Source organism: Dactylosporangium salmoneum (genome assembly GCF_039532525.1).
GTDB lineage: Bacteria > Actinomycetota > Actinomycetes > Mycobacteriales > Micromonosporaceae > Dactylosporangium > Dactylosporangium salmoneum.
On sequence record NZ_BAAARV010000100.1, the window covers coordinates 18,978 to 36,305 of the forward strand.

General features: G+C 73.0%; 16 protein-coding genes. 4 read left to right on the forward strand and 12 right to left on the reverse strand.

Features of this window, described 5'->3' with window-relative positions; genetic code table 11:
* Positions 1-3: 3 nt before the first annotated feature.
* Positions 4-366 carry an STAS domain-containing protein gene (locus ABD352_RS48355; RefSeq protein ID WP_344619406.1) on the reverse strand — a complete coding sequence of 121 codons (363 nt, stop codon included), beginning with the start codon at positions 364-366 and terminating at the stop codon, positions 4-6.
* Between ABD352_RS48355 and ABD352_RS48360 the strand changes: the two genes are divergently transcribed.
* Positions 328-2,730: a DEAD/DEAH box helicase gene (locus ABD352_RS48360; RefSeq protein WP_425553945.1), complete on the forward strand. Its 2,403-nt coding sequence runs from the start codon at positions 328-330 to the stop codon at positions 2,728-2,730. The genes ABD352_RS48355 and ABD352_RS48360 overlap by 39 nt on opposite strands.
* A 605-nt stretch (positions 2,731-3,335) precedes the next feature.
* On the opposite strand, the gene ABD352_RS48365 is transcribed toward ABD352_RS48360, so the two are convergent.
* On the reverse strand, positions 3,336-3,683 hold the full coding sequence (locus ABD352_RS48365) for an Rv3654c family TadE-like protein (RefSeq protein ID WP_344619408.1): 348 nt from the start codon (positions 3,681-3,683) through the stop codon (positions 3,336-3,338).
* Complete coding sequence (locus ABD352_RS58035; protein WP_486303857.1) at positions 3,680-3,964, reverse strand: TadE family type IV pilus minor pilin; 285 nt, start codon at positions 3,962-3,964, stop codon at positions 3,680-3,682. Before ABD352_RS58035 ends, ABD352_RS48365 begins: the two co-directional genes overlap by 4 nt.
* A gap of 151 nt (positions 3,965-4,115) precedes the next feature.
* Between ABD352_RS58035 and ABD352_RS48375 the strand changes: the two genes are divergently transcribed.
* The gene (locus ABD352_RS48375; RefSeq protein ID WP_344619474.1) at positions 4,116-4,301 is read left to right on the forward strand and encodes a hypothetical protein; all 186 of its coding nucleotides are present in this window, start codon (positions 4,116-4,118) and stop codon (positions 4,299-4,301) included.
* A 7-nt stretch (positions 4,302-4,308) separates the two neighbouring features.
* Here the strand turns inward: ABD352_RS48375 and ABD352_RS48380 are convergent, their stop codons facing one another.
* From ABD352_RS48380 to ssd, 6 genes are read right to left on the reverse strand one after another with little or no spacing between them, the layout of a single operon-like run.
* Positions 4,309-4,488 carry a DUF4244 domain-containing protein gene (locus ABD352_RS48380; protein WP_344619409.1) on the reverse strand — a complete coding sequence of 60 codons (180 nt, stop codon included), beginning with the start codon at positions 4,486-4,488 and terminating at the stop codon, positions 4,309-4,311.
* A gap of 31 nt (positions 4,489-4,519) precedes the next feature.
* A complete protein-coding gene (locus ABD352_RS48385; RefSeq protein WP_344619410.1) occupies positions 4,520-5,221 on the reverse strand; it encodes a type II secretion system F family protein in 702 nt (233 codons plus the stop codon).
* Positions 5,218-5,427: a hypothetical protein gene (locus ABD352_RS48390; RefSeq protein WP_344619411.1), complete on the reverse strand. Its 210-nt coding sequence runs from the start codon at positions 5,425-5,427 to the stop codon at positions 5,218-5,220. Before ABD352_RS48390 ends, ABD352_RS48385 begins: the two co-directional genes overlap by 4 nt.
* Complete coding sequence (locus ABD352_RS48395) at positions 5,427-6,263, reverse strand: hypothetical protein (protein ID WP_344619412.1); 837 nt, start codon at positions 6,261-6,263, stop codon at positions 5,427-5,429. Before ABD352_RS48395 ends, ABD352_RS48390 begins: the two co-directional genes overlap by 1 nt.
* On the reverse strand, positions 6,260-7,687 hold the full coding sequence (locus ABD352_RS48400; RefSeq protein WP_344619413.1) for a TadA family conjugal transfer-associated ATPase: 1,428 nt from the start codon (positions 7,685-7,687) through the stop codon (positions 6,260-6,262). Before ABD352_RS48400 ends, ABD352_RS48395 begins: the two co-directional genes overlap by 4 nt.
* Positions 7,684-8,766: a septum site-determining protein Ssd gene (ssd, locus tag ABD352_RS48405; RefSeq protein ID WP_344619414.1), complete on the reverse strand. Its 1,083-nt coding sequence runs from the start codon at positions 8,764-8,766 to the stop codon at positions 7,684-7,686. Before ssd ends, ABD352_RS48400 begins: the two co-directional genes overlap by 4 nt.
* A gap of 690 nt (positions 8,767-9,456) precedes the next feature.
* Between ssd and ABD352_RS48410 the strand changes: the two genes are divergently transcribed.
* Complete coding sequence (locus ABD352_RS48410; protein WP_344619415.1) at positions 9,457-10,290, forward strand: HAD family hydrolase; 834 nt, start codon at positions 9,457-9,459, stop codon at positions 10,288-10,290.
* A 263-nt stretch (positions 10,291-10,553) separates the two neighbouring features.
* On the opposite strand, the gene ABD352_RS48415 is transcribed toward ABD352_RS48410, so the two are convergent.
* Positions 10,554-11,291, reverse strand: a complete 738-nt coding sequence (locus ABD352_RS48415; protein ID WP_344619416.1) for a Fic family protein — start codon at positions 11,289-11,291, stop codon at positions 10,554-10,556.
* A gap of 120 nt (positions 11,292-11,411) precedes the next feature.
* On the opposite strand from ABD352_RS48415, the gene acs reads away from it, so the two are divergent.
* The gene (acs, locus tag ABD352_RS48420) at positions 11,412-13,376 is read left to right on the forward strand and encodes an acetate--CoA ligase (RefSeq protein WP_344619417.1); all 1,965 of its coding nucleotides are present in this window, start codon (positions 11,412-11,414) and stop codon (positions 13,374-13,376) included.
* A 431-nt stretch (positions 13,377-13,807) separates the two neighbouring features.
* Here acs and ABD352_RS48425 read toward each other — a convergent pair whose 3' ends face one another.
* Complete coding sequence (locus ABD352_RS48425) at positions 13,808-15,181, reverse strand: DUF1501 domain-containing protein (RefSeq protein ID WP_344619418.1); 1,374 nt, start codon at positions 15,179-15,181, stop codon at positions 13,808-13,810.
* Positions 15,182-15,203: 22 nt separating this feature from the next.
* Positions 15,204-17,207 (reverse strand): DUF1800 domain-containing protein, encoded by a 2,004-nt coding sequence (locus tag ABD352_RS48430; RefSeq protein WP_344619419.1) that lies wholly within the window; start codon positions 17,205-17,207, stop codon positions 15,204-15,206.
* Positions 17,208-17,328 lie beyond the last annotated feature (121 nt).

Genomic DNA, 17,328 nt, shown 5'->3' on the forward strand with positions numbered 1-17,328 from the left:
GACCTACACCGGGGGTTCGGCGCCCGCGCCGCTCGCGGCGGTCGCGGCGTCCACGGTGTCGTACAGCGAGAACACCCGGTCGAGGGCGGTGATCCGGAAGATCTTGAGCAGGCGCTCGTGCGAGCACACCAGCCCGAACGAGCCGTTCACCGCGCGGAGCCGCTTGAGCGCGCCGACCAGCACGCCCAGGCCGGTGGAGTCGAGGAACTCGACCCGGCTGAGGTCGACCACGACGTGCCGTGCGCCCTGCTCCGACAGTTCCACGAGCTTCTCGCGCAGGCGCGGGGCGGTGTAGACGTCCACCTCGCCGCCGACCTCGAGCACCTTATGGTCGCCGGAGTCGTACGTCGACAACGACAGCTCCATGCGGACCTCCTCCTCTGGCGGCCAGAACGTGCATGCCCTCCACGGGCATCTAACCATCGACGCCCGAGTCAGGCGACGCTCCACCCCCTTTCCCACATCGCGCTGGCGTGTACCACATATCTCGGTTCGAACAGGTGTTTTAGAGTTCTGGGCGTGCTGCTCCACACCGAAACGCTGCCCCGCCGCGAGGGCGTCGTCGTCCCCTGGCCGGAGTGGGTGCCCGAGCCGGTCCGTGCGGCGTTCGGGTTCCGGCCGTGGCGGCACCAGGCCGAGGCCGCGACGGCCGCCTGGGAGGGCACCCACACCGTGGTCGCCACCGGGACCGGCTCCGGCAAGTCGCTGGCCTACCAGCTGCCCGCCCTGTCGCGGCTGCTGGGCGATCCGCGAGCCACGGTGCTGTACGTGGCGCCGACCAAGGCCCTGGCCGCCGACCAGCTGCGCGTGCTCACCGAGCTGGGCCTGCCCGGCGTGTACCCGGCCACCTTCGACGGCGACACCTCCCGCGAGGAGCGCGACTGGGTCCGCCAGCACGCCCGGGTGGTGCTCACCAACCCCGACATGCTGCACCACGGCATCCTGCCCGGCCACGCGAGCTGGGCCCGCTTCCTGCGCGGGCTGACCTACGTCGTGGTCGACGAGTGCCACGCCTACCGGGGCCTCTTCGGCTCCCACGTGGCCCACATCCTGCGCCGGCTGCGCCGCCTGGCCGCCCGCTACCGCGCCACGCCGTGCTTCGTGCTGGCCTCGGCCACGGCGGGCGACCCGGCGCAGTCGGCCCAGCGCCTGACCGGGCTGCCCGCGGCGGCCTTCACCGACGACGCCTCCCCGCGCGGCGAGGTGACGTTCAAGCTCTGGGAGCCGCCCCTGATCACCCCAGACGGCCCGCGCCGCTCGGCCCTCAGCGACACGGCCAACCTCCTGGCCGACGCCGTTGCCCGGGGCGTGCGCACGCTGGCGTTCGTCCGCTCGCGCAAGGGCGCCGAGCTGGTCGCCACCATGGCCCGGCGCCACCTCGACGAGGCCGTCCCCGGCAGCGGCTCCCTCGTCGCCGCCTACCGGTCGGGCTACCTGCGCGAGGACCGCCGCGCCCTGGAGCGGGACCTCCTCGAGGGCCGCCTGCTGGGCCTGGCCTCGACCAACGCCCTCGAGCTGGGCGTCGACCTCACCGGCCTCGACGCGGTGCTCATGGCCGGCTACCCCGGCACCCTCGCGTCGCTGTGGCAGCAGGCCGGCCGCGCGGGCCGGGCCGGCCGCGCCGCCACCTGCACCCTCATCGCCCGCGACGACCCCCTGGACACCTACCTGGTGCACCACCCGGAGTCCCTCTTCGCCCGCCCGGTCGAGGCCACCGTCTTCGACCCGGCCAACCCGCACGTCCTCGCCCCGCAGCTGTGCTGCGCCGCCGCCGACCTCCCGCTCACCCGCTCCGACCTGGACATCTTCCCGCCCGGCACCGAGGCCGTGCTGGAGTCCCTGGTCGCCGCCGGCTTCCTCCGCAAGCGCCCGACCGGTTGGTACTGGACCGAGCGCACCCGCCCGGACGTCGACATCCGCGGCGACGGCGCCGGCCCCGTCTCCGTCGTCGAGTCCTCCACCGGCCGCCTCCTGGGCACGGTCGACTCCGGCTCGGCGCACCACCAGGTGCACACCGGCGCCGTGTACCTCCACCAGGGCGGCACCTACGTGGTGGACAAGCTCGACCTCGCCGACTCCACCGCCCTCGTGCACGCCGAGGACCCGGACTGGAGCACCCACCCGCGCGACGTGACCTCGCTGACCATCCTCGGCGTGCGCGCCTCGCTCGAAGCCGGCCCGGTGACGCTGTCGCTGGGCGAGGTCGAGGTGACCAACCAGGTGGTGAGCTACCAGCGCCGCCGCCTGATCTCGGGCGAGGTCATCGAGACCTGCCCGCTAGAGCTCCCGGAGCGCATCCTGCGCACCGTGGCGGTGTGGTGGACCATCGACCCCTCGGCCCTGGACGAGGCCGGCATCCCTTCCGTCGAGTGGCCGGGCGCCCTGCACGCCGCGGAGCACGCCGCCATCGGCCTCCTCCCCCTCGTCGCCACCTGCGACCGCTGGGACATCGGCGGCCTGTCGACCGCGGCCCACCCCGACACCGCCCTGCCCACGATCTTCGTGTACGACGGCCACCCCGGCGGCGCCGGCTTCGCCGAACGCGCCTTCGAGACCGCCGCGACCTGGCTGACCGCCACGCGCTCGGCCATCACCTCCTGCCGCTGCGACACCGGCTGCCCGTCGTGCGTGCAGTCCCCGAAGTGCGGCAACGGCAACAACCCCTTGAACAAGCCCGAGGCCGCTCGCCTCCTGTCCCTGGTCCTCTCCCACCTGCCGAACCCGGCCTGACGCCTCTCCCCCTCTTCCCGGGCCCTTCGGGGCATCAAGGCTCGGCCGAGCGCCGCGGGGGCAACCTGTGTGCCCAACGACGACCCCTACAGCGCCCGGCCTCACCTACTTGGGTTTCACCTCCTTCCTCATCTCGTGGCTCGTCGCCTCGGTCCGGCCACCCTCGTGCTCGGGGGTGGCCGGACCGGCGCGCCATCCGGTCGGCGCCGATCCGCCGGTCACTCGGCCGCCGCCGGACGTAGCTCGTCACCCGGGTCGGCACCGGACCGGTGTCTCACTTGGTCGGGCGCTGGTCCGCCCGCCACGTGGCCGCCGCCGAAGTCCTCCGGCTTTTCACCCGATCGGCCCCGCCTCTCACTCGGGTCGGCTCTTCACCCGGTCGGCACGGCCCCGCCCGTCGCTCGGGCTGGCCGTTCACCTGGTCGGCACGGCCCCGCATGTCGCTCGGGCTGGCCGTTCACCTGGTCAGCACGGCCCCGCATGTCGCTCGGGCCGGCCGTTCCGTCGGCACGGCTCCGCCTTTCACTCGGGCCGGCCGTTCCGTCGGCACGGCTCCGCCTTTCACTCGGGCCGGCCTTTTCACCCGGTCGGCGTGGGTGCGGATGTCATGCGGTTGCGGCCGGGCCGGCGCGTGCCCTGGCTCGGGCGGCCAAGCCGGTGGGTGCCCGTACCTCGACGGTCACCGTGACGATGGGCCCAGCAACGCTGCAGGCGGCGAGCCGCCCCCCGTTCTCCGCCGCCAGCCGCCCGGCCGCCGCGCACGCCGCCCGCTCACCCCCGGCCGCGGACATCGCCCCCGCGAGCGCCCCGGCGTCGGCCGCGTTCCGGGCCACGTGCCGCGCGACGATCACCCCGCCCGCGGCCAGGGTCGCCACCGTCAGCAGCACCATCGCGAGGACGACGGCGAGCATCAGGATCGACGCCGAGCCGCGGTCGCCGCTGACCCGGCTCACGGCAGTACCGTGACCGGCGGCTCCGCCATCGCCACCGCCTCCTGCTGGACGGTGAACCCGGAGGGCATCGGCGCGGGCACCCTCATCCGCACCGTCACCCGGACCAGATCCCCGTCGCGCACCACCGCCACCTCGGCGTCCTTGCCCAGATCGGGCACCGGCTCGCCGCGGGCCACCGCCCGGGCCGCGGTGCCGGCCGCGTCGACGCAGTCCAGCTTCGTGAACAGCGCCGTGTACGCCGACGCGCACACCACCAGGAACACCAGCACCACCGGCACCATGAGCGCGACCTCGAGCGCCGCCGATCCGCCGTCGCGGCCCTGGCGATGCCTCGAACTCCACCGCCGCCTCCGCACCAGAGACGCCGCGACGATCTCACCCGCCAAATCCTCACCGGCGGCCCGGCCCTCACCCGAGCTCGCGACCTCGCCGGTGTCTGCGGCAACCGCGATCGCGGCCGACGCCGACCGGCGCGATGCCCTGCCCGCGGCCATCTTCGCGAGGTACGTCACCTCCTGCGCCCTCGCCGAGGACGACGACGCCCGCCGCCGTCGCCGCCCGGCGACCGAGGCCGGGGCCCTTCCCGCCGGCGCCGACACCCCCGCCGGGCGACGGTGACGGGCGCTCATCCGACGTTCCGCATCACGAGGGCGGTCAGGTGGGCGCGCATGTCGTCGGAGGTGACGATCGCCAGCAGCAGGCCGGCGAGCATGACACAGACGACCATCACCAGGGCGTACTCGACGCTGATCGACCCTTCTTCGCCGCGACGCACGGCCAGGAGGCGGGACTTGATGTTGAACATTGATGCTTGTCTCCTTCTCGAACGGTTTCTCTCACAGCGCCGCGAGCACGTCGTGGACCACGGCGATGACCACCGGGATGACCCCGGTGAGGACGAAGGCCGGCAGGAAGCACAGGCCGACCGGCAGCACGGCCAGCACCCCCACCCGGCGGACCGCGGCATCGGCGGCGGCCGCCTTCGCGACGCGCAGGTCCGTCGCCTGCCGGTCGAGGGTCCGGGTCAGCGCGAGCCCGTGCTCGGCGCTGCGGGCCGCGGCCCGGGCGAACCGCGCCCCGCCCGGCAGGTCGGCCAGGTGCCCCCACGCCGCCCCGGGCTCGGCCCCGAGCCGCAGCGCCCGCCCGACCCGGGCGAGCCGCGCCCCGACCGGCCCGCCGAGCGCCTCCCCGACCGCGACCGCGGCCCGATCCGGTGGGGCCCCGGCCCGCAGCGCCGCCGCGAGGAGGCCGGCCGCGATCTGCAGGTCGGCCCGCGCCGCCGCCCGCTCCCGCCGCACCCGGGCCGGCTCGACCCGCCCGAGCAGCGCCCCGCACCCGCCGGCCACGACCAGCCCGACCACCACGCCGGCCACTCCGCCGATCGCGAGCGCGATGACGAGTCCGGCGAGCACCGCCACCGGCCACCGCACCCAAGCCCCGATCGCCGCACCGCCGGCCCCGCCGGCGCCGCCGCCCGGGCCGGGCGCGAGGTCGTTGCCGCGGCTGGGGACGCCCACCTCGCCGCTACGGGCAATCACTCCGACACCTCCGTTACGGCGGTGAAGGTCCGGCTGCCGCGCGCCGTGCTGAGGGCCAGGCCGACCGTCAGCGACCGGGGGTGGGACAGGTGGGCGCCGGGAAGGCGGAGGTGGAGCACCGCCGTGTACGTGGTCCGGCCGCCGCCCGCCAGCTCCACGCCGAGACCGGCCGCGATCTCCTGCGGCCGGCGCAGCCAGGCGAGCATCAGCGCACCTCCGCGGTCGCGCCTTGAACCATCCGGCCGGTCCACAGGAACCCGCCACACTGCAGGGTCACCGCGACCACGGCGCAGGCGGCGCCCAGCGGGGTGTGGAGCAGCTGCCGCGCCGGGTGGGTGCCGATGGCTGCACCCACCCACAGGCCGGCCAGCGGCAGTGCGAGCAGGACCACGGTCGTGGCCTGGGCGGCGGACAGCTGGGCCGCCGCCGCGATGCGCAACGCCTGCCCGGAGCGCAGGTCGGCGTCGACCCGGTCCAGCAGGTCGGCGAGGGGTACGCCGAGGGCCTCGCTCAGCCGGCACGCCGCGTCGAGCCGCGCCCCGGCCACCTCCACCGCGGCCCCGGCCCGCCTGGCCCGACGCATCGGGTGCGGGCCGCGGGCGCCCCTCGCCGCCGCGGCGCCGTCCGGGATGATCCCGGCGCGCAGCTCCTCGGTGGTGGTGTCGAGCGCGTCGAGCAGGGCGGCCACGCGCTGCTCGGCCTCCCGCCGGGCCAGGCGGCGGCGCAGGGCGATCAGTGCCATCAGCGCATACAGGGCGGCCACGAGCGCGGCAACCGGGCCGGCCAGCGCGAGCGCCGGGCCAGCGAGCAGCGCGACGACCGCGGCCGTCGCCGGCACCGGACGGCGCAGAAGCACCCGCTCGGCCCGCCGACCGCCGGTCAAGCCGGAGGTCGAGCCGCGAGTCGGGGACTCTTCCGCCGTGACGGCCGCGCGAGTCAGGCGGGCGAGCCGCCGGGCGGCACCGCGGCGGCGCAGCAGGTAGACCGCCCAGCCGGCCGTGAGCGCGGCGCCCGCGGTCAGGGCCAGGTCGACAGGGGTCATGTCCAACCTCCAGCCGGGTTGTAGCGCCGGTACACCTCGGGCTTCGGCACATCGATGCCGCGCCCGGTGAGCAGGTCGCCCAGTTCGCCCGCGCCCGGGCCCGGCCCACTGCCGCGGCGCCAGGCGGTCAGCACGCCCGCGATGTGGCGGTCCCGGTCGGGGGCGATCACGCAGACCTCGGTGAGCTCGCGGCGCCCGGAGCGGTCGCGATGCAGGTGCACGACGACCCGCAGGGCGGAGAGGACCATCGCATGCAGCGCGGCCCGCGGCACGCCGCCCAGCAGGCCCAGGGTCTCCAGGCGGGCGGGCACGTCGGCCGGGGAGTTGGCGTGCAGGGTCGCGGCGCCGCCCTCGTGGCCGGTGTTCAGGGCGCCGAGCAGGTCCACTACCTCGGCGCCGCGGCACTCGCCGACGACCAGGCGGTCGGGGCGCATGCGCAGCGCCTGACGGACCAGGTCGCGCAGGGTCACGATGCCGGCGCCCTCGACGTTGGCCGCGCGGCTCTGCAGGCAGACCACGTGCGGGTGGGCCGGCCGCAGCTCGGCGGCGTCCTCCACCACGACCAGGCGCTCGCCCGGCGGCACGGCCGAGAGCAGCGTGGCCAGCACCGTCGTCTTCCCGGTGCCGGTGCCGCCGGTCACCAGGTACGGCAGCCGCGCCGCCACCACCGCCCGCAGCAGGTTCGCCGCGCCCGGGTCGACGGTGCCGCAGGAGACCAGCTCGTCGATCGTGAAGGCGCGCCGGCGGAAGGTGCGCAGCGAGAGATACGGCCCGCCGATCGCGATCGGCGGCAGCACCGCGTGCATGCGGGTGCCGTCGGGCAGGCACGCGTCGACAAACGGGCTCGCCTCGTCGAGGCGGCGGCCGGCGTTGGAGGCGAGCCGCTTGGCGAGCTTGCGCACCTCCGCCTCGTCACGCAGCGTGCCGAGGACCCGGCGTAGGCCGCCGCCGCGGTCGACCCAGACGGTGACGCCGTTGACCAGCACGTCGGTCACGTCCGGGTCGGCGAGCAGCGGGGCCAGCGGCCCGGCCCCGGTCATCTCGCCGGCGAGGCGCGAGGCGAGTTCGCGCAGCGAGCGCGCGGGGATCTCGGCCGCGCTGGGTTCCAGCCGGACCGCGGCCGCCACCGCCTCCGGGCTGATCTCGATACCGTCGGCCGCCATCCGGGCCTGCACCCGCTCGGTCAGGTTCCGCGCGGCGCTGCCGTACGGCAGGCCCTGTGCGTCGTCCGGGCCGAGCCGGAGGTCGTCGTCGGGACGGTCGGCGGGCAGGATCGCGTCCGGCGTCAGGACCTGGTCCGGACCGGCCTCGGTGAAGGCCCACGGGTTGGGCGGGCCGTCCAGCGCGGACGCCGTGGCCATCCGCGGCCGCCGGCTCGGGTCGCGTGGCGGGACTATCCGGCGCGCGCGGGCACCGGTGCTCATGCCGCCGCTCCGGTCTTCAGGCCGAGGTCGCCGAGGATGCGGCGGCACAGGGCGGCGAGCGGTCCGCGACCGCCCGCGGCGGGAGGGGCGCCGCGCTCGAGCCGGCGGGGCAGCGAGCGCTCCGCGCGCAGCGTGCCGGCCACCGGCAGCCCCAGCGACCGGGCGACGTGCCGGGCCCGCAGCTTCCCGGGCGCCGGCCCGCGCACCACGACGTGCAGGGCGTCGGTGTGCGGCGTGAGCGTCGCGGCCACCCGGGCCGCCGCCACGCAGGCCCGCAGCTCGGCCGGCACGACCAGCAGCTCCCGGTCGCCGGCCCGCAGCGCGAGCACCGCGGCCTCGTCGAGGCGGCGCGGCAGGTCGGCGACGACGAGGTCGCGGCCGCGGCGGCCGGCCTCGAGCGCGGCGGCCATCGCCTCGCCGGGCAGGCCGGCGGGCGCGTTGCGGTCGCAGGACAACACGGCCACGGGGCCCCGGCTGGGCAGGGCGCGGTCCAGGGCGGGCGGGTCGATGGGTGCGGCCGGCCGCCCGCCGACCAGGGCGGGCCAGCGCAGGCCGGCCACGTCCTCCCAGCCGAGGACCAGGTCGGCGCCGCCGCCGAGCGGGTCGGCGTCGACGAGCAGCGAGCGCAGGCCGGCGGCGCCGGCGGTCATCGCGAGGCCGGCGGCCAGCACGGTCGCCCCGGCGCCGCCCCGCCCGCCGACGACGGCCAGGACGCGGCCCTGGGCGGCGGTGACCATGGCCGTGTCGGTGGAGACGCGCAGGAGCTGTCCCGCGAGGTACCGCACCCCGTCCGGAAACCGCACGATGTGGTCGGCGCCGATCGCCTCGGCCAGCGCGACGAGCCGATCCATCCCATGACTGCGGCTCAGCAGCATCACGTTGGGGCGCTCGGGGAGCCGCGCCCGGGCGCAGGCCGGGGCGGACCCGTCCCCGATGAGCACCAGCGGGGCGCCCGGATATCGGCGGCGGGCGGCCTCCGGGCCGGGCGCCACGTCGAGCTCGAGCGCGAAATCGGCGGCCAGGAAGACGACCTCGTCGAGCAGGTCGGGGTCGTCGCAGACGAGCAAAGGTCGGTGCACGGCAGGCTCCACGGTCTGAGCGGTTCGGCAAAGTGCGCGCCCACCCTGACGCCATCCGGCGGTCGTCCGCTCGCCGTCGGGGCCCGATCTGTGGATAACCGAGTGCTTGTGGATAACCTCCACAGGCGAAGTTGATCTGCTATGAAAACCGCGACAAATCCGCCCATGACGGGCATGGACTTGCGGCGGTACCGAATGAAAAAAGTCGGGGCGTGCACGCGCAACCGTGAACGCTCAACAAAGCATCGGGCGTCAATGCTGGCTATCTGCCGCCGTTAGTGGAAAGCCGCCGACCACGATCGAAAGGCCAGGTGGCAGAAATCCGGCAACCTGCACGGAAACGCCCTACAGAGGGGACGACCCCCGCCGGGGGGTGACGGGGGTCGCCGGGGGTTCGGCTCCGGGGGGGTCGAGCCGAACCCTCTCAGCGGTCACGGGGGGTGCAACCGCCGAGGGTCAATAACGAGGTCTCCGTCTAGCCGACATGAAACCGCGTCGCAAACATAAGCATGCCTGAGTCGACCGGCATACGTCGAGTAGGACCGGCCGACAACACGCCCAGGACACCAATCAATATTTCACTCTGGGGTAACGCTGGCGTGACGGGCCGCGAGCCCAGCGTGATCCAGTCGTGCTTTGGACGGTCTTTGGTCAAGTCTTGGCGCCACAGGGCCTCTCGCAACGCTACACTTGCCCGCCGTGGGGCGTAGCGCCGCGTTTTTCGACCTGGACAAAACGGTGATCGCCAAGTCAAGCGCCTTGGCCTTCGGTCGACCGTTCTATCGCGACGGGCTGATCAGCCGCCGCGACGTCATCAAGGGCGCCTACGCGCAGCTGATCTTCCGGGTGGGCGGCGGCTCCGACGAGCAGTCCATGGCCCGCACCAGGGATTACCTCGCCGCGCTGGTCAAAGGCTGGCGGGCCGAGCAGGTGCGCCAGATCGTGCGGGAGACGCTGGACGAGCTGATCAGCCCGTACATCTACGCCGAGGCGGCCGCGCTCATCGAGGAGCACCGGACGGCCGGCCGCGACGTAGTGCTGGTCTCGACCTCGGGCGACGAGATGGTCCGACCCATCGGCGAGCAGCTCGGCATCACCGACATCATCGCCACGCGCATGAACGTCGGCGAGGACGGCTGCTACACCGGCGAGATCGACTTCTACGCCGCCGGCCCCAACAAGGTCGTCGCGGTCAAGGAGCTGGCCGCCGAGCGCGACTACGACCTGGCGGCCTGTTACGCGTACTCCGACTCGGTGACCGACGCCGGGCTGCTCAGCCTCGTCGGGCACCCGACCGCGGTCAACCCCGACCGGGGGCTGCGGCGCATCGCGGTCGAGCGCGGCTGGCCGATGCTCGACTTCCGCCACCCGATCCCGCTGGGCCGCCGGCTGCGGGAGCGGCCCGCCGTGCCGATGGCCGCGGCCGCGCTCGGCCTGGGCGCGGCGGTCGCGATCGGGCTGGCCATCTACAGCAAGTACCGCCGGGCCCGCACCGCGCAACTCGCCGCGGCCGCCACGGGCTGACGCTCACGCTGCGTCGCCACGCGAGCCCCAACAGTCACATTCTGCAAGGCAGGGGTTCCGATCGTGGCCTGTCCGGCGTAGAAAAGAAGAGCGAGGTCAAAACCTCGTGCACGGCCGCCGGGCACCCACGAGCGATCAGCCGCGGTAAGGCGCGTTACAGCGGATCCGCAAGGACCGCTGCCAACGGACTTGAGGTGCACGCTTGGTAACCCGGACGGACGTGGGTGACGGCGCCTCTTCCCATCGAGGCGCCGTCTCTGTGCTCAGGCAGTGATTTGCTCGCAGATCTCGCCGAGCTCCTCCGCGGCCCGCTCGGCCGCCGCCGCGTAGTGACGCAGCCAGGACCGCAGGCCATCGGGGGTGCCGGTGGCGAAGGCGTTGGCCGCGCCGACGTACTCCGGCTCGCGACTGCGGTGCCCCACGTCCATCGCCAGCAGGCCCCGCGGGTCCAGCCCGCCGGCCACCAGCGTCAGCCGGGCCGCGGCCCGCGCCACCACGCCGTTGGGACCGGCGAAGGCCTTCAGGGCCAGCAATTCCCCGTGTACCACGGCCGCCTGCAACAGCACCGGAGCGCTCGTGCCGCCGGAGACGAGGGCGGCCAGGCCGTCCAGCCGGGGCGCCGCGCCCGGGTCGAGCGGCCGGCCGAGCTCGGCGGGGGCGACGACGTCCCGCGCGACCAGGATGTGCAGCTTGGCCAGCACCTGCCGGGGCGCCTTCGGCCAGGTGCCGGTCAGGCCGTCCAGGGCCGCCGTGGCGCGCAGCGCGCCGTGCACGACGGGGTCGGTGACCACCCCGGCCCGCACGCCCTCCAGGTCGAAGCCGTGGGTGTCCAGCGCGGCGCTGGCGACGGAGGTGCGCAGGGCGACCTCCGCGGCGACCGGGCCGCCCGAGCGGCGCAGGGCGCGGTGGCGCATGGCGGCGTCGACGGCCGCCCGGGCCTTCTCGAGGGCCGGGGCCACGTCGGCGAGGTCGAGCAACGGTGCGAGCGGGTCGGATGGCACCCCAAGACGGTATCGTGCCACTACTGTGAACAAAGTTTAGAGAAGAGGCCGCTTCTTTTCTGTCGTACCCCCGAACTAGCCTGCTTGCGAGAGCTGGACCACATCGAGGAGCCATCACCGATGAGCGAGACCTTGGAAAACCTTCTCAACGAAACACGGCAGTTCCCGCCGCCTGCCGAGTTCGCTGCCGCCGCCAACGTCACCGAGGGGGCCTATGCCGAGGCCCGAGCTGACCGCCTCGCGTTCTGGGAGCAGCAGGCGCACAGGCTGAGCTGGGCCAAGGAGTGGGACCAGGTGCTCGACTGGTCCAACCCCCCGTTCGCCAAGTGGTTCATCGGCGGACAGCTCAACGTGGCGTACAACTGCCTCGACCGCCACATCGAGGCCGGCCGCGGCGACAAGGTCGCCATCCACTTCGAGGGCGAGCCGGGCGACACCCGCACGATCACCTACGCCGACCTGCACCGCTCGGTCTGCCAGGCCGCCAACGCGCTCACCGACCTCGGCGTCGTCGCCGGCGACCGGGTCGCGATCTACCTGCCGATGATCCCCGAGGCGGCGGTCGCGATGCTGGCCTGCGCCCGCATCGGCGCCACCCACTCCGTAGTCTTCGGCGGCTTCTCCGCCGACGCCCTGAGCGGCCGCATCGACGACGCCAGCGCCAAGGTCGTCATCACCGCCGACGGCGGCTTCCGCCGGGGCAAGCCCAGCGGACTCAAGAGCATCGTCGACGAGGCCGTGGTCAGGACGCCGAGCGTGGAGAAGGTCCTCGTGGTGCGCCGCACCGGCCAGGACATCGACTGGGACGGCTCGCGCGATCTGTGGTGGCACGAGGTCGTCGAGACCGCCTCCGCCGAGCACACCGCGCAGGCCTTCGACGCCGAGCACCCGCTGTTCATCCTCTACACGTCCGGCACCACGGCCAAGCCCAAGGGCATCCTGCACACCACGGGCGGCTACCTGACCCAGGTGAGCTACACGCACCACGCGGTGTTCGACCTCAAGCCGGACAGCGACGTCTACTGGTGCACGGCCGACATCGGCTGGGTCACCGGGCACAGCTACATCGTCTACGGGCCGCTGTCCAACGGCGCCACCCAGGTCATGTACGAGGGCACGCCCGACACCCCGCACCGCGGGCGGTTCTGGGAGATCGTGCAGAAGTACGGGGTGACGATCCTGTACACGGCCCCGACCGCGATCCGCACCTTCATGAAGTGGGGCGACGACATCCCGGCGGGCTTCGACCTGTCCTCGCTGCGCCTGCTGGGCTCGGTCGGCGAGCCGATCAACCCCGAGGCCTGGATGTGGTACCGCGAACACATCGGCGGCGACCGCTGCCCCGTGGTCGACACCTGGTGGCAGACCGAGACCGGCGCGATCATGATCTCGCCGCTGCCCGGCGTCACCGCGACCAAGCCCGGCAGCGCGATGCGCCCGCTGCCCGGCATCAGCGCCGACGTGGTCGACGACCAGGCCAGCTCGGTCGGCAACGGCGGCGGTGGCTACCTCGTGCTCCGCGAGCCGTGGCCCTCGATGCTGCGCACCATCTGGGGCGACGACCAGCGCTTCAAGGAGACCTACTGGTCGCGCTTCGACGGCATGTACTTCGCGGGCGACGGCGCCAAGAAGGACGAGGACGGCGACCTGTGGCTGCTCGGCCGGGTTGACGACGTCATGCTCGTCTCGGGCCACAACATCTCCACCACGGAGGTCGAGTCGGCCCTGGTCAGCCACCCGAAGGTGGCCGAGGCGGCGGTCGTGGGCGCCACCGACCCGACCACCGGCCAGGCCATCGTCGCCTTCACCATCCCGCGCGGCGGCGTCGAGACCGACGGCGAGGCGGGCGAGGCCCTGATCCAGGAGCTGCGCAACCACGTCGCCAAGACCCTCGGCCCGATCGCCAAGCCCCGCCAGATCATGCTCGTCGCGGAGCTGCCGAAGACCCGCTCCGGCAAGATCATGCGCCGCCTGCTCCGCGACGTCGCCGAGAACCGCAGCCTGGGCGACGTCACCACCCTGCAGGACTCGACGGTCATGGACCTGATCTCGTCCGGCCTGCAGTCGGGCAAGTCGGAGGACTGATCCCCGCGGTCGCGGAACCCGGCCCTGCGCCGGGTTCCGCACCACGACCGCGCAGCACGCCTGCACCAGGACCACGAACCACGATCACGCCATACCGGCGCCGACAACGCGCGGCGAGCTAAGTCGCCTCGACCAACACGCGGGGCGGGGCGCGCTGCCGCACACAACGGCCGTCACACGCAGCGCCGACGCAGAGCGCAACAGCGCTTCCGAGATCATGCGACTGCACGCGCAAAGGTGCGGTCTTGCCTGCTCCGCGGGAGGGAACACCGCCCGGGGCACAGAGCACTCATTCGTGCCTGGGAAACGCCGCCGCAGGTTTTGAGGGGGTTCGGGTGGAGCGAAGCTCCCCCGGCGCGAGCGGAGCGAGCTGGAAAAATAGGGGCGGCCCCCGGGACCGGGGCCGCCCCTATTGGTACGCGTAGGTGGAGCTACGCGTAGATCTTTACCGGTGTGTAGGTCTGGCGCGGGAAGATCTGGCCGACCTCGGCATCGGTCAGGCCGAAGCGGCCCTGTGCGACCGAGCCGAAGACCGAGAACATGTTGTTCATCTCCGGCAGGTCGCCGTTGACCAGCGTATCCAGGCCGTTCCAGGTGCCGAGGAGCTTGCCGGCCAGCTTCTTGCCCGACAGGACGATGACGCCGCCGCCGTGGCCGTGGTCGGTGCCGCCGCCGTTCTCGGCGACGCGGCGGCCGAACTCGCTCGAGACCATGATGGTGACGTTCTGGGAGAGGTCGGGGCCCAGGTCGTCGAAGAAGGCGGCCATGCCGGTGGCCAGCTCGCCGAAGTGCTGGGCCACGTAGCCGCCGCGGGTGCCCTGGTTCTCGTGGGTGTCCCAGCCGCCCATGCCGACGGTGGCGATGCGGACGTTGGCGCCGCCCTTGATGAGCTGGGCGAGCTCCTTGAAGGCGTTGCCCACGCCGGTGTACTTGACGCTGTTCGCCGGGGTGTAGCCCTCCTGCGCCAGCTTGCTGGCCAGGGTCAGGGCGTCGATGCCGGCCTTCACCGGGGCCTCGATCGGGTGGTTCACGCCGGTGAAGAGGGACTTGATGGCGTCGACGGTCGGCTGCTTGAACTTGCCGTCGCCGTTGACGTTCAGGGACGCCACGCTGTTGAGGGCCAGGGCGCCGCCGCCGCCGACCAGGGACCTCGGCAGGGTGGAGCCGATGCCCACCGCGCGGAAGGCCGTGCCCGGGCCGAGCTTGTCGGCCAGGTTGGTCAGCCAGCCCATGCCGCCGGTCTCGGCGGGGAGGCCGCCGAGCTGGCAGATGTCGGTCGCGGCGAAGTGGCTGCGGTCGAGGCGGCGGTCGCTGACGGCGGGGATGAACGCCAACTGGCCGGCGTCGAGGTACTTCTTCAGCGGGGCGAAGGACTCGTTGAGGCCGAAGCCGCGGTCGAGCGGGATCGACGTGTTCTCCGGCAGCGTGAAGCTGGGCCGCACCCGGGTCAGCGTCGCGTCGTTCATCGGAGCGAAGAGGGACAGCCCGTCCGCGCCGCCGTAGAGGAAGACGTGGATGAGGGTGCCCGTCGGGGTGGCCGCGAAGGACGCCTGCGTGGTCAGGAACTGGCTGGTGGCCAGGGCCGTGGTGGTGGCCGCGGCGCCGACGACGAAGCGGCGCCGGGTCACGCCCCGGCCGTCCTCCTGCGCGTCCTCTTCGCGGGAGAGGTCGAGGTACCGATTCCGGACGCTCTTCTGCTCTTCCTGCACCGCGACCGCCTCGGCCCGCAGCGCGGCCTCGAACCGGTTGGGACCGAGCCGCAGCAGGTCCGGGCACTCCGGGTGGAGCGACTTCTGCTTCCGCACTGGCTTCTCCATGATGTGCCGCCTACCGGAGGTGGTGGTGGGGAGTGGCGAAGATCGCGCGCACGACCGCGGCGATACCGCCGTTGAAGGTGGCGTCCACCGGGGTGGTGGCGGTCATCGTCGGGCTGACGATGTGCAGGATCGCGGTCTTGCGATCGTTGTCGAGGGTCACGTTGATGAGCTTCTTGGTGAGCGCGTCGAGGTAGGCCCCCGCGGTGGCCGGCGGGTTGGCGATGAGCGCCTCGGGCTTCTGCCAGGTGAACTGGCGCCGGCCGCCGGTGATCGCGGTGTAGGCGTCGTTCCACTGGTTGACCATCGTGCCGGCCGAGGTCCACGCGACGTACACGTCGGGGTAGCCGTTCGGGGTCGGCAGCTCCATCGGGGCGTGGCCGAACTCCTCCAGCTTGCGCATGATGTCGCCGAGGCCCTGGGCCATCGGGCTCATGTTCGTGTTGTTGGACGTGAAGCTCGCCGGGGCGTCGGCGCCGATGTCGAGCGCGCGGTACGTGGCGGTCAGGTATTCGCCGGGCCGGCGTACCTTCTGGCCGACGGACTCCCAGAACTCCGTCCGGGAAAGCATCGTCATCAGTACGGCGGGGATGTTGCTCTTCTTGTCGACGTACGTCTTCGCCATGGCGTCGACGAGGGTCTTCGGCGGGACGTCGGAGACGAACCGGGTGGCCAGGTTCTGCGCCATGTACCGCGCGGTGTTCGGGTGCAGCGCGATGTACCGGAAGTACGCCTCCTGCACCGCCTCGCCGCCCGCCGCGTCGCCGTTCGGGTGGGAGAAGCCCATGATCTTCACCGGGCCGACGTAGTGCTGCTCGGGCCGGTAGATGTACTGGTTGTCCCGGATGCTGCGGCCGGTCTGCAGCATCGCCGCCTGGCGCACGTCGGTCTCGTTGTAGCCGTTGAACGCGCCGACCGTGTAGAGCTCGAGGTTCTCGCGGGCCAGGTTCTCGTTGATCTGGTCCTTGGTCGAGTCCTGCTGGTCGAGGTAGCGCAGCAGCGCGGGGTGCTTGTTCGCGGCGACGAACATGTCGACGTAGTTGCCCAGGGCGTACTTGCGGATGACGTCGCGGTCGAAGGACGCGCGGGTCAGCTCGTTGCCGTCGTGGAACGCCGCGACGTGCAGGTAGTCGTTGAAGAAGTCGCACATCATCTCGAAGAGCTGCCGGTCGGAGAACAGCTGCTTGGCGATGGTGTACCGGACGTTCTCGTCGTCGGCGTGGATGCCCTTCTTGTCGAGGTCATCGCGCTGCGCCTTGAGCTGGTCGTAGCTCAGCTTGTAGGTGACGAGCTCGGCGTCGGCCTTCTGCTCGCCCCGGGTCAGCGGGATCGTCTCCGGCTTGAGCTGCTTGTCGATCCAGCCGTTGATGCCCAGCTTGTTGATATCGCTGATGACCTTGGTGTTCGGCCCGAACGTGAGCCGGCTGGCCAGGTGGCGGGCCGGGTCCTTCTTCGGCAGCACGGTGTTGGCCTTGACCGTGGCGTTCTTGGCCGCGTCGGACGGGGTGCCGAACGAGGAGCCGGTGGTCGGGGTGTTCTTGCGGATGCCCAGGCCGGCGTTGCCGTTCATGAGGCTCTGGTTCTGGTCGACGTACGCCGGCACGGTGTTGTCGGCGACCGCGTCGGCGGCGTCGGCGCTGGTGCCGGCCGGGTGGGCGCCCTTGCCGAAGAACTGGGTGACGGCGTAGGCGCCGCCGCCGATCAGCGCGGCCGCGCCGCCGCCGATGGCGATCATCGCGGTGCGGCGGCGCCAGTTCGACGGCTCGTCGTCGTAGTCGTCGTCATCGTCGAGGTCGGGCAGGCCGCCGCGGCCGCGGGGCATCGCGCTGGGGTCGTAGAAGTGCGGACCGGAGCCGCCGCGGTCGGCCGGCATCGCGCCGTAGCCGCGCGGGCCGCCCGTGGAGCGGGGATCGCCGGTGCGGGGGTCACCCTGGCCCCGCCGGTCGTAGCGACCGGTCTGGTCCTCGTAGCCGGCCTCGTAGTACGAGTCGACGTACGGGTCGTAACGCTCGTTCATCTACAGGTCCCGATCAGCGCAAGGGGGCGGGCGGTGTCGTCACCGGAAGGTAGTGGCTGCTCAGGAGGCCTTCAACCCATGACTGAAGCGCGCTGATCGAGACTTAAGACTCGGCCGGTGA

Excerpts from the sequence above, each read along its gene's own strand:
- ABD352_RS48360 (WP_425553945.1), top strand. The coding sequence starts at position 328 with ATGGTCGCCGGAGTCGTACGTCGACAACGACAGCTCCATGCGGACCTC.
- ABD352_RS48355 (WP_344619406.1), bottom strand. The coding sequence starts at position 366 with ATGGAGCTGTCGTTGTCGACGTACGACTCCGGCGACCATAAGGTGCTC.
- ABD352_RS58035 (WP_486303857.1), bottom strand. The coding sequence starts at position 3,964 with ATGGTGCCGGTGGTGCTGGTGTTCCTGGTGGTGTGCGCGTCGGCGTAC.
- ABD352_RS48380 (WP_344619409.1), bottom strand. The coding sequence starts at position 4,488 with ATGTTCAACATCAAGTCCCGCCTCCTGGCCGTGCGTCGCGGCGAAGAA.
- ABD352_RS48390 (WP_344619411.1), bottom strand. The coding sequence starts at position 5,427 with ATGCTCGCCTGGCTGCGCCGGCCGCAGGAGATCGCGGCCGGTCTCGGC.
- ABD352_RS48395 (WP_344619412.1), bottom strand. The coding sequence starts at position 6,263 with ATGACCCCTGTCGACCTGGCCCTGACCGCGGGCGCCGCGCTCACGGCC.
- ABD352_RS48400 (WP_344619413.1), bottom strand. The coding sequence starts at position 7,687 with ATGAGCACCGGTGCCCGCGCGCGCCGGATAGTCCCGCCACGCGACCCG.
- acs (WP_344619417.1), top strand. The coding sequence starts at position 11,412 with ATGAGCGAGACCTTGGAAAACCTTCTCAACGAAACACGGCAGTTCCCG.
- ABD352_RS48430 (WP_344619419.1), bottom strand. The coding sequence starts at position 17,207 with ATGAACGAGCGTTACGACCCGTACGTCGACTCGTACTACGAGGCCGGC.